This window comes from Coleofasciculus chthonoplastes PCC 7420 (genome assembly GCF_000155555.1).
Taxonomy (GTDB): Bacteria; Cyanobacteriota; Cyanobacteriia; order Cyanobacteriales; family Coleofasciculaceae; genus Coleofasciculus; species Coleofasciculus chthonoplastes_A.
Genome location: NZ_DS989846.1, coordinates 243,569 through 256,953, shown reverse-complemented (window position 1 = coordinate 256,953; position 13,385 = coordinate 243,569). Strand labels below are relative to the sequence as shown.

The 13,385-nt window shown below is 44.6% G+C and carries 10 protein-coding genes and 1 pseudogene; 6 read left to right on the top strand and 5 right to left on the bottom strand.

Going from position 1 to position 13,385, the window contains the following annotated elements; all coding sequences use genetic code 11:
• Nucleotides 1-95 precede the first annotated feature (95 nt).
• The 5 genes from MC7420_RS10155 to MC7420_RS10135 all read left to right on the top strand — a co-directional run bounded on the left by MC7420_RS10155 (nucleotide 96) and on the right by MC7420_RS10135 (nucleotide 5,543).
• Nucleotides 96-1,202: an adenylate/guanylate cyclase domain-containing protein gene (locus MC7420_RS10155; RefSeq protein ID WP_006100320.1), complete on the top strand. Its 1,107-nt coding sequence runs from the start codon at nucleotides 96-98 to the stop codon at nucleotides 1,200-1,202.
• A gap of 46 nt (nucleotides 1,203-1,248) precedes the next feature.
• Nucleotides 1,249-1,617, top strand: a complete 369-nt coding sequence (locus tag MC7420_RS10150; protein ID WP_006100226.1) for a response regulator — start codon at nucleotides 1,249-1,251, stop codon at nucleotides 1,615-1,617.
• Nucleotides 1,618-1,629: 12 nt separating this feature from the next.
• Nucleotides 1,630-2,229, top strand: coding sequence for a chemotaxis protein CheC (locus tag MC7420_RS10145; RefSeq protein WP_006100336.1), 600 nt, complete (start codon nucleotides 1,630-1,632; stop codon nucleotides 2,227-2,229).
• Nucleotides 2,230-2,289: 60 nt separating this feature from the next.
• On the top strand, nucleotides 2,290-4,404 hold the full coding sequence (locus MC7420_RS10140) for a methyl-accepting chemotaxis protein (protein WP_006100271.1): 2,115 nt from the start codon (nucleotides 2,290-2,292) through the stop codon (nucleotides 4,402-4,404).
• Between the two features lie 80 nt (nucleotides 4,405-4,484).
• Nucleotides 4,485-5,543 (top strand): protein-glutamate methylesterase/protein-glutamine glutaminase, encoded by a 1,059-nt coding sequence (locus MC7420_RS10135; RefSeq protein WP_044206240.1) that lies wholly within the window; start codon nucleotides 4,485-4,487, stop codon nucleotides 5,541-5,543.
• A 188-nt stretch (nucleotides 5,544-5,731) separates the two neighbouring features.
• On the opposite strand, the gene MC7420_RS10130 is transcribed toward MC7420_RS10135, so the two are convergent.
• The 5 genes and pseudogenes from MC7420_RS10130 to MC7420_RS10110 form a co-directional block, all read right to left on the bottom strand.
• Nucleotides 5,732-6,367: a type I restriction endonuclease gene (locus MC7420_RS10130; RefSeq protein WP_006100043.1), complete on the bottom strand. Its 636-nt coding sequence runs from the start codon at nucleotides 6,365-6,367 to the stop codon at nucleotides 5,732-5,734.
• Nucleotides 6,368-6,661: 294 nt separating this feature from the next.
• Complete coding sequence (locus tag MC7420_RS10125; RefSeq protein WP_006100060.1) at nucleotides 6,662-7,291, bottom strand: hypothetical protein; 630 nt, start codon at nucleotides 7,289-7,291, stop codon at nucleotides 6,662-6,664.
• A complete protein-coding gene (locus tag MC7420_RS10120; RefSeq protein WP_157453112.1) occupies nucleotides 7,291-7,707 on the bottom strand; it encodes a hypothetical protein in 417 nt (138 codons plus the stop codon). Before MC7420_RS10120 ends, MC7420_RS10125 begins: the two co-directional genes overlap by 1 nt.
• 384 nt (nucleotides 7,708-8,091) lie before the next feature.
• Nucleotides 8,092-8,529, bottom strand: a pseudogene (locus tag MC7420_RS10115) (SPFH domain-containing protein); the annotation flags it as partial.
• 122 nt (nucleotides 8,530-8,651) lie between these two features.
• Complete coding sequence (locus MC7420_RS10110) at nucleotides 8,652-9,728, bottom strand: hypothetical protein (protein ID WP_006099996.1); 1,077 nt, start codon at nucleotides 9,726-9,728, stop codon at nucleotides 8,652-8,654.
• Between the two features lie 625 nt (nucleotides 9,729-10,353).
• Between MC7420_RS10110 and MC7420_RS35035 the strand changes: the two genes are divergently transcribed.
• Nucleotides 10,354-13,260, top strand: coding sequence for a PAS domain S-box protein (locus MC7420_RS35035; protein WP_006100215.1), 2,907 nt, complete (start codon nucleotides 10,354-10,356; stop codon nucleotides 13,258-13,260).
• Nucleotides 13,261-13,385: the final 125 nt, after the last annotated feature.

The window sequence follows — 13,385 nt, the reverse complement described above, 5'->3', positions numbered from 1 at the left end:
AAACCGTACTAAGTTTTGCCAACAAACCTCAAACCCTTACAAAGGACAAATAACAAAGGACGAATGACGAACTCTTTAGCTTTCTCAATAATTCCATGCTGATTTCTGATTTCAATAACAATCAAAAACCGTCCCCCCAAGTCCTCATCGTCGATGATGAAGAAACTCAGCGACTGTTGATGCGACGAGTGATAGAAAAGGAAGGATATCAGATTCTGGAAGCATCCGACGGTTTAGACTGCCTCAGACTCTGTAAAAAGACCTCTCCCGATATTATTTTACTGGATGCGATGATGCCAGTGATGGATGGTTTTACCTGCTGTCAACAACTCAAAAAAAATCCAAAAATGAGTCAAGTTCCGGTGCTAATGATTACAGCCCTGGAGGACAAAAAATCCGTTAATCAAGCCTTTGAAGCCGGAGCAACTGACTATGTAACCAAGCCCATTCATTGGCCCGTCCTGCTGCAACGGGTGCGTCGCTTGATTTTGCAATCTCAACTGTATATCCAACTGATTCAGAGTCAAGAGCGAACGGAACGGTTATTGCTGAATATCTTACCAGAACCCATTGCTCAACGGCTGCAACAGTCAGAAGGTGTGATTGCGGATTACTTTGAAAATGTCAGCGTTTTATTTGCGGATATGGTGGGATTTACTCAACTTTCTGCCCAAATTAGTCCCAGAGATTTAGTGGTGAAACTGAATTCCATTTTTTCGGAGTTTGACCAATTAACTGAACAGTATGGTTTAGAGAAAATTAAAACTATTGGCGATGGGTATATGGTTGCCGCTGGACTCCCTATTCCCCGTGATGATCATGCTGATGTCAGTTTAGGAATGGCACTGGCGATGCAGGAAACCATGACTCAGTTAATGCAAAAAACAGGAGATCCACTCAGTTTAAGAATTGGTATTCATACGGGTTCAGTGGTGGCGGGTGTAATTGGTACTAAAAAATTTAGCTATGATCTGTGGGGGGATACCGTTAATACCGCCAGCCGGATGGAACAACAGGGTGTATCCAACTGTATTCAGATTACCGAAGCGACGTACCAGCAGTTATCTAATCCACATTTGTTTCGTGAACGAGGTTTAATTGATGTAAAAGGAAAGGGTCAAATGAAAACCTATATACTGGATTGCCAAATCTGTTTAAATAACCATGGCAATCCAGCTAAAACCAAAATTGGATCATGTTGATCCGCTTCAAGTTATCCAATCACCAGTAAATAAGGACTAGACAATCATGGGATTAATTTTAATTACAGACGACGCTGCCTTTTCTCGGCGGATGATTAAGAAAGCCATCCAACAAAGTGGACATGAAACACTAGAAGCGGCTAATGGTCTTGAATGTCTGGATTTGCTGGCAAATACGACACCCGATTGTATTATTTCCGACTTGTTGATGCCAGAAATGGATGGATTTGGTTTACTCAAAGAATTACGCGATCGCGGTTCAAAAATTCCTGTTATTGTCCTCACTGCCGATATTCAGGACAGTGCGCGTCAGCATTGTGAAAGTTTAGGTGCATTTATGCTGCTGAAAAAACCCCCAAAAGCGCCAGAAATTATCGAGGCAGTCACCCAAGCCCTGAGTATAAAAACAAACTAGGAGAACCTCAGCGTGGACTTAACTCATGACCAATTAGATGCCTTGAAAGAGTTAATTAATATTGGAGTGGGTCAGGCAGCAGGGATGTTGAGCGAAATGATTGACTATAATATCCGGTTGCAAATTCCAGAAGTGGAAATATTACCCCTTTTGGAGATGCAAAACCAACAAAAAAAACGCTTAGGATCTGATCCACTTTCTGCTGTAAAGTTACCGTTTAGTGGCTCATTCGCGGGAAATGCCCAGCTTATTTTTCCCACGGAAAGTGCCGCCATGTTAGTCTCAGTTCTCACGGGTGAAGATGTAGAAAGTCCGGATCTGGATTCTCTAAAAATTAGCACCCTGAGTGAAGTGGGAAATATTCTCCTCAATGGCGTTATGGGTTCAATTAGTAATATACTGGAGCAACAACTGGACTATGCGATTCCTTGCTACGAAGAGGAAGATATTGACCATATTCTGTCCTTTAAAATGGGCTACAACGAGGCTCATGTGCTTTTAGCACGGACTCATTTTGATATTGAAGAACTCCAAGTTAAGGGTGATATTGTCCTGTTTTTTGATGTCAATTCATTTCAGTTATTACTCAACGCGATCGCAGCGGTTGCTTAATCGGCTAGGGATGCACGAAAGACATAAGACATAAGACATAAGACGAATGACGAACAACAAATGACGAATAACAAACTCGTGAAAAATCGTAAACCTGGACGTGCTGTTTTTTTTGAAGATCCGGAGGGTGTCGAAAATCAGGAAACCGAAAAAACGGTTATCACTGAATCCAATCATTTATCAGGCAATGAACCTGATCCTGTTGATCTACCAAGTGAACCATTGAAATCGGAAACCTCTCTAGAAACTGAACTCAGTTCCAAATCATTACAAGAACTTAAAAAAGCCCTGGCAGCAGTAAGAGATGGCGACTTTTCTGTTCGCCTTTCTGCTGAGAACGGTTTCGGGGAACTGGCGACTATTTTTAATCAAATGGTGACGGTGAACCAAACCTTTACCACTGAACTGGTTGACATGGGCAAAACCGTTGCTCAAGAGGGCAAAGTGAGTAAACAGTATTCCCGTCCAGAATTGCAAGGTTCGTGGCGGACTAATGTGGATACTGTTAATGAAATTATTAATAGCTTAGTTAACCCCACGATTGAGATTGCCCGGGTACTCCATGCCGTTGCCAAAGGTGATTTATCCCAAAAAATTGCCTTAGAAATTGAAGGGAAACCCTTAAAAGGACTCTTTCGCCGGATTAGTACAACGGTGAATAAAATGGTTGATCAACTGGATACCTTTGCCGTGGAAGTTACCCAGGTTGCCCGTGACGTAGGCATTGAAGGAAAACTGGGCGGACAAGCTGAGGTGCCAGGGGTTTCCGGGATCTGGAAAGAACTTACCGATAACGTAAATCTGATGGCGAAAAATCTCACTGATCAGGTACGCAGTATTACCACCGTTGCTACGGCGATTAGTGAGGGTAATTTTAGTGAAAAAATCACCGTTGAGGCACAGGGAGAAATCTTAGCCTTAAAAGATACCTTGAACCAAATGGTTGATCGCTTGCATACAATTGTCATCGAGATAACTCAAGTCAGCCAAGACGTTGGTATTGAAGGTAAATTGGGCGGACAAGCCACAGTTGACGGCTTATCCGGTAGCTGGCGAAGTTTAACCCAGACTGTCAATTTTATGGCGGCACATCTAACCGAACAAGTCCGCAATATTGCCGCTGTTTCTACGGCTGTCGCCCAGGGAGATTTGTCCCAAAAAATTACCGTAGAGGCAAAAGGGGAAATTTTAGCCCTGAAAACAACGCTGAATAGGATGGTGGATCAACTGAATACCTTTGCCCATGAAGTCACCCGCTTAACTCAAGACGTTGTAAATGGAAAACTTGGGGGTCAAGCTATGGTGGAAGGGGTTGACGGGACATGGAAAGAATTGACCGATAATGTTAACCTAATGGCAAGCAATCTGACCGATCAAGTGAAACAGATTGCTCAAGTTGCGATCGCACTCAGTAATGCTTCCGAACATCTGACGCTAGAAAGCCAAACCATGGGGGCGACAGCCGAAGAAACCTCCGTTCAAGCCGCTACCGTTTCCTCCGCTGCTGAACAAGTGAGTACCAATACCCAATCCGTCGCCATTGGTATGGAACAAATGCACGCCAGCATCAAAGAAATTGCCAAAAGTGCCGCCGAAGCCACCACCGTCGCCACCTCCGCCGTCACCACCGCCGAAACCACCAATCAAACCATTGCCCAGTTAGGGGTAAGCAGTACAGAAATTGGCAAAATTGTCAAGTTAATTACCTCAATTGCCCAACAAACCAACCTCCTCGCCCTCAACGCCACCATAGAAGCCGCCCGCGCCGGAGAAGCCGGGAAAGGATTTGCCGTGGTTGCCAACGAGGTGAAAGAATTGGCAAAACAAACCGCCAATGCCACAGAAGACATCAGCCAGAAAGTGGAAGCGATACAAGGAGACACCAAGCATTCCGTGGATGCGATCGCCCAGATTACTACCATTATTCATCAAATCAACGATTTTCAGACCACAATTGCCAGTGCGGTGGAGGAACAAACCGCCACGACAAATGAAATCGCCCGTAACATCAACCAAGTCTCCCTCGGTTCCCAAGAAATTGCCCGCAACATTACAGGTGTCGCGGATGCGGCTCAAAACACCGCCCAAAGTGCCAGCAACACTCAAAATTCCGCCCTAGAACTCTCAAAAACGGCGAATGAACTTGAACAACTTGTCGGGCAATTTAAATATTAACGGACTCTTAACCCTGAGCGAAGTCGAAGGGTTGACAAATGACAAATGACAAATGACAAATGACAAATGACAAATGACAAATGACCATAAATATCCTTGTTGTTGATGACTCTGTGCTAGCGCGGCGCATGATTAGTAACGTACTCGAAGCTGATCCCGCCCTTTGCGTCATCGGTGTCGCGGCGAATGGTAAAATCGCCCTGGCTAAACTGGCTCAAGTAAAGCCAGATGTGGTGATATTAGATGTTGCCATGCCAGAAATGGATGGCTTGGAAACATTAGCCGCAATTCGCCAGCAGGATCATCAATTACCTGTGATTATGTATAGTATACTGACCGAACGCGGGGCGGCGGCTACGTTGGATGCACTGTCTCTGGGGGCGACGGATTATGTCACCAAGCCACAAACCAAAAGTAAACAGGAAGCCCTCGAACATATTCAGGAACACCTGATTCCCAAAATTAAGGCATTTTGTGCCAATTCGCCCTCGACTCCGGTTAAAGCTGGTGTAGAACCATTTCCAGGGACATCTCTAAAGCATCAAACGGTTACAGTCTCTGATGTAAAGTCTCAGATTAAAATTTTAGCGATCGGCGTATCGACTGGAGGACCCAAAGCACTCGAGGCAATTTTACCCCAGTTTCCCGCTAATTTTCCCATACCGATTGTGATCGTACAGCACATGCCGCCTGTATTTACCACCCGTTTAGCTGAACGATTAGCGCAAAAATGCCAAATTAAAGTGGCTGAGGGTTATACGTTGGGTCAATTAGAGCCCGGGTTAGCGTGGATAGCACCAGGAGACTATCATCTGATTATCGAGAGAAATGGTACAGGTGTGCATCTTCGCACCCATCAAGACGCGCCAGAAAACTCCTGTCGTCCGGCTGTTGATGTGCTATTTCGTTCTGTGGCTAAACTGTATGGGGCAAATACCTTAGCCATTATCTTAACCGGAATGGGGCAAGATGGACGTTTAGGCTGTGAATGTATTCGCCAAGTTGGGGGTCAGGTTTGGGTGCAGGATGAAGCCACCAGTGTTGTTTGGGGAATGCCAGGAATGGTGGCAAATTCGGGGTTAGCGGATAGGGTGATTCCGTTACCAGATATTGCGGCTGAGATTATCCGTTGCGTTTAACTATTTAGAGGATGAGAATTACACCCAGAAACCGTAGGGGCGCACCGACGTGCGCCCGATTGAATTGTCAGGTTTATTCCTGGATAAAATACGATGATAAGGCTAAGGTTCCTTTACTACGAACCTGTCAAATTTATTCCTGGGTATGACACGATGAGAGGGCTAAGGTTCCCTTACTACGAACCTGTTCATGTAATTAACGTGCCAATTCGTTTCATAATTTGCAGAACGTTGTATAGTTCATTATGCGGACGGGCAAAGATGGAAAAGTCAGTGGACAAATCATAGTAACCGACAGGTTCTTGAATTAATTTAAGGAAAAGAAAGTTATCCCCATTAGTGACTAAGCCAAAGGACGGTTGTGTGGGATGAGGATTAGCCATCATGTAGGCGAGGGCTTGGGGAATGGCGACTGAAAAGGAAAATTTAGTTTGTTTTGATTCAATTAAGGTTAGCCAAAATTTATTTTTTAACACGAGAGCGTCAATGCGTCCGCGATAGGTTTCATCTCGTTCTTCAACCGTAAACTCGACTGATTTTTCTCCTTTAAGTTTATAGGGCGGGTCACAAAAACCAGCTAAGTACAACAGTGGAGAAACGAGGAGTAAATTCACCGTCGCTTCGGTCATTGAGCCATCAGCACTATTGTAGAGGTAACTCGTTTTAATCCGGTCGAGGGTTTCCCGTTCGGATTGGGTGAGTTCAGGAAGATTGTCTTGCCATTCTGAAAAGAAGTCAAGATTATCATTTCGGCGAATATTAAACCGCGATTCGGCTTCGTTGAGCGAAGTAACGACTTCAGTAATTGTTAGGGTTTTCGTCATAGGTTTAGGGGGAATGACAGAGGATGCTTTGCTTTTTTTGCACGGGAGAGGGGCTGGGGGAGAGGGTTCCCCTTCTCCCCACGGTGGGAGAAGGGGTTAGGGGATGAGGGGGAAAATGTCAAGGATTAGATAGACACAGCTTAAAATCTCGCCAGTATTGGTTTTCTACCTTAAGTTGACACCAATGACCGACGTGCGCCCGATTGAATTGTCAGGTTTATCCCTGGATAAAATACGATTATCAGGCTAAGGTTCCCTGACTACAAACTCTGAGATTGAAGCCAAAATGATTGATTAATAAGCCTTGAAGGTCAAGGTTAACTTATCTTTCGGATAATCATTTAAATCTGGAGATTCAGGATTCGGGAGAGTAGCCAAATTATTTTGGTACACTGTACGAATTTGCCAAGGCACATCAGCCGCAGATAACCGTTGCTGCAAGTCGGAGGGTAAGATACCACCGAGTTTGGCTAAGGCATCTAGAAGATTAACCACTAAATCCACTTCTTTGAGATGGCACGTTCTGAGACGATTGAGAATTGGTTCATTCGCTTCCTTAATGCCTAGTTTTGCTAAATGTTCAGCAACTAAACCAGCATAGTATTTATCCTGAGTTACGGCATCTAACAGACAAGGTACTCCTACCCGTGAGTTAAATTGCAGTAGCACAAGCGCTGCCAGAATTTGAGTTTCTGAATCATCCGATTCCTGGAATAGTTTCTCTAGATGCGGCACAATCACGGAACCGAAACGTTTAAGGCGTTCGGCAACCAGAAAGCGATTTGGACTTGTTCTTAAAGCAGCAACGGCTTGGATAGCAATAGAATCAACGATGTCTACAGCTTGTTCTAACGCCGGAACTTGTTTTTCAATCTGGGTCGTCCCAAGATCTTCTAGAACTGAATTAAGATTTGAATGGGTCATTATCGAATCCTCGTTACTAAAAATGTGCCTCTGAGTAGAGTGTTACCAGGAATACAAAAGATACTTCGAGATGACATTACACCTGTGACTCTGATTCCATTTGACACTAATGCTGTCTCTTCTGAAAACTGAATCGCCCAATTTTGTTTATCTCCAAATATACCAATGTCATTGAGTTGACGTTCAGTGGCATCGACACCTAATTCTGTAACGAATATACTACCGGATTCCCATGCTAGATAATTATTCTCTCCTTGTTCAAATCGAAGTTCGCTGACGATGACTTGTTGTCCTATATCAAGACTATCACCGACAATCCCTGTAATTCCTGTAACTCCCTCGGCATTGGTAAAGTGGCTAAATAAGCGCCCTTCACCTAAATTAGGAGTTATCTTAGGTGGCGGTAGTGATGGCAACAAAAAGTGGGGTTGTTATTCAATCAATTGAATACATCTTATGATAGATGAGAATCAACACTTCTCAATGCGATGCGATCGCACAATTTCAGGTCTGATACAATTGGGTCTTATAAATGATACCTTGGGCAAGGGCGGGTTTATCAATATCTGGGTGTCTTACATCCGATAATCGTAAAACCCGCCCCTACATTTGTCAAATATCCCTACCGCTCTAGGACATCGGTTAAGAAACCGGGTTTCTCGTGAGGTTGACAACGAAATATCAAGTTTTCACCCAAAGAAACCCGGTTTCTCGGAATACTTGACCGACGCTCTACAAATCTAAGGGAATAGGCTCATCCGTTGATTTAACCTGAACACTCCCATTACTCTCAACCTTATGGTGATTTCGTCTACAATTTCTTGCACACGCAGGTTGATTTTATCGCGGTTTTGCAAGACATCATCTAAGATATTTTGTCCCACGACATTCCGTAATGTCGTCATCGCGGCTTGATAAACCGCGATTTCGTAATTTTCGACTTTATTAATTGCCCGGAATGGGTCAATGATGCGATAATATAAAACAGCATTGACTTTAATCGTCACGCTGTCAGCCGTTACCGCTTCTTGAGGGGCGATATCCACGGTTTTGGTGCGGATATCTACTTGGGCTTTTTGGTCAATCAGAGGTAGAATCCAATACATCCCCGGTCCTCTGACATTGCTGAACCGTCCCAAGCGAAAGATCACGCCGCGTTCATATTCGCGATCGATTTTAAAGCCGCTGAATCCTACCAGCAGAATGATCCCGAACACTCTGCCAATAATGGTTTCCATAGAGACTTAACCAACTCTAATGTCTCTATTCTAGGAGATGAGGCAGAGAGGGGGTAGAAACGTAGCCGATTACGTCTCTACCTTTCCGGCTCAAATAGGCTATTCCCCGTTCCCTGTTCCCTTTAACGACAAGCGAATAATTTCTGCATAGCTGTAGTATAAGGCTGAACGATTGATTGTTGCTCAGAGTCTAGGCGGATGAGAATCTTGTCTACTAAAAGTCCAACCATGCTCTCCACTAATTCCCAACTGACACTTACGCTGGGATAAACCATCTCACATAAGGGATAAAGTTCTTTCTCCATTGCTGCCATACTCTGTTCCAAAACACAAACCCACAGATAAGCTTGAAACATCTCCACATCGCGGATACTTGAGGCTTTGACTTCTGGATGATCCAGTTTTCCGCGACGGCTGCGATAAGTGGGGTATCGTTCCAAGGCGTGGCGATAAACCCGTGTGGCAATTTCCTGACTCTTGGGTATAAGTTGCTCGATTAAGGCTAATACAGGAGAATTAAGAGAATGTTGAGCCGCCGCCGTGCATACCCGTTGCCAGGGAATACATACTTGCTCTTCAACAAATTTAAAGTAAGGAGAGAGCAATAACTGTTCCGGTAGGCTTAACCGATTCAACAATACCTTGGAACTGAGATGAAACTGGGTACTCATAAATCCCAGGGTATTCTGATTATTGGCAGATAAATGCTGGGACTGAAATTGCATTAATTCTGGGGTCAGAATTGTCACAAGGGAGGAAACTTCGGGTAGCTCTAATTTGGGCATGACCGAGATTTTATATAAATCGGTGGAAATATCCACAGTATCTGCTTCAGATAACGCCTCCATTAGAGATGGAGTTGGTGACTGTTTTCGATAGACGGATAAAACCTTCTCATAAACCTGCGCTGAGGATGTGGCGATACCTTGGGATTCGGTTAAGTTGACAACGTTGGGAATATAGGAGAAGAGAATACTGGTCCGAATACCTGCACATTTGCAGTGAATTTCTATCAGTCGAGAGAGTTTAGTTGCCGTTTTATCTCGCCCTTGACGAGAGGCGGCTTCCATTAACTCAATCGTGGTACATTTGTTCGTGGTTAAGGAAAGCGTGGATAAGTCAGGGACATAACGGGCTGCCCACAGTTTAAGTAAGCGTTTAACTGTGATACTTTTGTCTAATGGGGTGGTTACCAGCATGAAATACTCCTAGTTTGGGGTGAGGATAGTCAATAAATCGGATGATTGGCATCCGTTGAACCTATCGTTGGCTGGTAGATCCCCTTTTGGACTAAATTCGGGTTAATTCTCCCGTTTTGGGTAGAAACAAGGCAGATAGATGGCAGAAGGTTCCCAGGAAAAAGTTATGTAGAGACGTGCTATGGTACGTCTGAGTTGGGGGTTACTCTCCCTGCTTTGGTGAACGGATGGGAAAATTTTGCCCTGAAGGTCTAGGCTTGCGTTAATTTGACAGTCTTAATGTTTAGTATAAACGCAAATATATGAATTTATGTAAACCTTTTTTAAAGAAATACGGGAAATTTTTCCTGGCTTCCCCTGCTTCCAGACGTAGTATGCTACGTCTCTACATTGCTCCCTCTGCTCCCCCTGCTCCCTCTGCTCCCCCTGCTCCCCCTGCTCCCTCTGCTCCCTCTGCTCCCTCTGCTCCTCTATCCCTTGCAGTCTTGGGGAGTCTCCTTATATCTGGTGTTGGTGTAGTACAATGTTTAGCTTCTGTATGACGTGTCTATACTGAAAAATTAAGAGGGGTGCATCTAAACATTATCGTTTGCCGTCGTCCAGAAGGATTACAACCCAAATTAAAATGAATAGTTTTCAAACGCCTAGTGAATCCATGGATCAACCAGCCAACCGGGAATTCACTCAAACTTTATTTTTGAGAATATCGGATGATTTATTCGGAATATGGAACAAAGAGGGATATTGGCAGCCGCTGAATCCGGCTTGGGAAAAGGTTTTGGGCTGGACAGAGGAGGAGTTGCGATCGCATACTTCCTGGGAACTGATTCATCCCGATGATCGCGATCGCACCATCGCCCACTTTACCTCAACCGAGGCGGTTGAGTGTGAACATCGCCTTCGCCACCAAGACGGGAGTTATCGCTGGCTGGCGTGGAAACTGATTCCGGTGGAAGATGGTAGGTTGTATGGTGTTGGCAAAAACATCACCGAAACCAAGCACACAGAAGCCAAGCTCAAAGAACGCATCGAGTTTGAGCAGTTAATCACTAGCCTATCCCATCAATTCATCCAGTTGTCCTCGGATGGTATTGAGCATGCCATTAAGCACACCCTGGAAAAAATCGGTAAATTTTGCGAGTGCGATCGCACTTATATGGCATTATTCTCAGAAGACACTGCTACCGCCAGTATGATTCAGGAATGGGATGCACCGGGTGTGAGTTCCATCCAACCCCAATGGCAAGATTTTCCCACCGCCTCTTACCCGTGGGGAATGGCAAAACTGAGAAACTTAGAAACGATTCAAATTTCCCGCCGCAGCGATTTGCCCCCCGAAGCCAATTCCCTGAAACAAGCGCTGGAGTTAACCGGGGCTAAATCTATCGCCATTGTTCCCATCGCCCAAGGCAATCATCTAATCGGATATTTAGGGTGTTCCACTGTTAACGCAGAAAAAATTTGGTCAGACGATATCCTCTCCCTCTTACAAATTATTGGTGGTATCTTTGCTAACGCCTTGAGTCGCCAGCAAGCCGAATCCCAACTGCGAGAAAGTGAACGGCGATTTCGGGCGGTTTTCAATCAAACGTTCCAATTGTCCAGCTTGTTAACGTTAGAGGGAAATGTTGTCGCTGATAACCAGACAGCTACAGACTTTTGCCAACTAGATAGTTTTCAAGTAATCGGATATCCCTTCTGGCAATTAAAATGTTGGACAATTTCTGCCGAAACTCAACAGCAGTTGCAAACGGCGATTGCTGAAGCGGCGACAGGGAAAACCATTCGCTATGAAGCCGATATATTAGCCCCCGATCAGTCCGTGATCACGATTGACTTTTCCCTCAAACCCCTGCGAAAGGAAAACGGCGAAATCGAACTCTTAATTGCCGAAGGTCGGGATATTAGCGATCGTAAACAAGCAGAAGCAAAACTGCAAACGGCGATGGTAGAGTTAGAACAGCGGGTTGAGGAACGGACTCACGAACTCAAGCAGACAAACGCGCAACTGCAAGCGGAAATTCTTCAGCATCAGCAAACCGAAGCCGAGTTACGCAATAGCGAACAACAGTTTCGTCGGGTATTTGATGAAGCACCCATTGGCATGACATTGGCAGACTTAAATGATCGCTATATTCGCGTAAATCGGGCATTTTATTCCATGCTGGGGTACAGTCAATCGGAAGTCATGGCACTCAGCTTTAAGGATATTACCCACCCCGACGAGTTGGCGCTGGAAATCCCTTATATGCAGCAGTTAATTAAGGGGGAGATTGACAGCTTTCAACTGGAAAAACGCTATATCAAAAAGAATAAAGATTTAGTTTGGGTCAATTTAACGCTCATTGCCTTACGGGATAAAAAGGGAGAAGTCCTCTATACCTTAGCCATGGTTGAGGATATCACCGAACGCAAACAAGCCATGGAAGCCCTGCGTCAAAGTGAGGCACGGTATCGAGCCATTGTTGAAGATCAAACTGAATTGATTTGTCGGTTTAAAACCGATGGCACATTCACCTTTGTCAATGATGCCTACTGTCGCTATTTCAACAAACAACGCTCCGAATTAATCGGATATCGATTTAAACCCCAGATTCCGGAAATTGACCAGGAATTTGTCAACCAGCAATTTAAAACCCTTTCCGTTGAAAAGCCCATCGTCACCTACGAACACCGAGTCATTTTGCCAGACAATGAGATTCGCTGGCAACAATGGACCGAACGAGTGATGTTTGACAATGAAGTAAATATTGTCGAGTTTCAGGGAGTTGGGCGGGATATTACACCGTTGAAAAAGGCAGAAGCGGAAATTATTAAAGCTTTGGAAAAGGAACGAGAACTGAGTGAACTACGCTCTAGTTTTGTCTCCTTGGTGTCTCATGAATTCCGCACCCCCTTAACGGCAATTCTGTCATCGTCAGAACTTTTAGACCGCTACAGCAAAAAGTTAACCGATGAGAAGAAAAAGGCGCATCATCAGCGGATTCAAATTGCGGTTAGCCGGATGACGCAGCTATTAGATGATGTGCTGACAATTGGGAAAGCTGAGGCGGGGAAACTGACGTTTAAGCCAGCCTCAATGAATTTAATTGCCTTCTGTCAGGACATTGTAGACACGCTGCAAATGAGTATCAGTCAACAGCATTCGATTAACTTTGTCTGTCATGGTGACTGTGGGGATGCTCAAATGGATGAGAAACTGTTACAGCATATCTTGAACAACTTAATTTCTAATGCGATTAAGTATTCTTCCCAGGGGAGTGAGGTGAAGGTTGAGTTAACTTGCGAAGGAGAATCGGCGATTTTCCATATTCAAGATCAAGGGATTGGTATTCCGCCAGAGGATATCAAAAAACTATTCTCGTCGTTTCAACGCGCCGGCAATGTTGGCACAATTCAGGGAACGGGATTAGGATTAGCCATTGTCAAGAAATGCGTGGATTTGCATGGTGGACTGATTACAGTTGAAAGTGAAGTTGGTAAAGGGACAACGTTTACGATTATATTACCTTTGCAATCGATGGCAGAGTAAATACCCTTTTTCACTCAGCAAATTGTCGTCCAATCGTCGTCCAATTGTAGGGTGCGTTAGCGAAGCGTAACGCACCATTTCTCATGTAAGGCTAAAGCCCCGACTAATTTAGGGCTAAAGCCCTT